General features: G+C 35.5%; 1 protein-coding gene and 1 pseudogene. Both read left to right on the forward strand.

Annotated elements, in window-relative coordinates:
- A partial coding sequence (locus V179_RS0105590) for a YolD-like family protein (RefSeq protein ID WP_051404846.1) occupies nt 1-376 on the forward strand: 376 nt, incomplete at its 5' end.
- 11 nt (nt 377-387) lie between these two features.
- Nucleotides 388-598 (forward strand): annotated as a pseudogene (locus V179_RS0105595) (UV damage repair protein UvrX); the annotation flags it as partial.

The raw sequence follows: 598 nt of genomic DNA on the forward strand, positions 1-598 counted from the left end.
CGAACGAATGTTTGCATATAATATTAATATCGAAGGAGATGGTCATGTGATTCGTGATAGAGGAACAATTAAATGGACAGCTATGATGCTTCCAGAACATGTACAAAGTCTAAAGGATGTTCTAGTTGATGAACAACGGATTAAACAACCCATACTTGATGAACAAGAAATTGAAGAAATAGAAATAATCATATGTGAGGCAATGGAATATAATACGCCTGTCACTTTTAAAGTTTTTAATAATGGTTTTGTAGAGTCGATTACCGGAACTACTCATTACATTAATCAGTTAAAAAGCCAAATTATTTTCCAAGACTTAGATGGTTACTTTCATCACATCCCTTTTAAAAATATTATTAGCGTGCAAGAAGCATAATGGAGGGAAAAATGATGGATTATAGTCAATTTCCTAAACGTGCTATCTTATGTATAGACATGAAGGCTTTTTATGCTAGTGTTGCAGCAGTAATGCTTGGACTTGATCCAATGAGTTGTTACCTTGCTGTTGTTGGCAGCACGGACCGTCAAGGTAGTGTGGTATTGGCGGCTTCACCGAGAATGAAGAAAGACTTTAAAATTAAAACTGGATCTCGGCTTT

This window comes from Bacillus cihuensis, assembly GCF_000504145.1.
In the GTDB taxonomy this organism is placed as follows: domain Bacteria; phylum Bacillota; class Bacilli; order Bacillales; family DSM-1321; genus Peribacillus; species Peribacillus huizhouensis.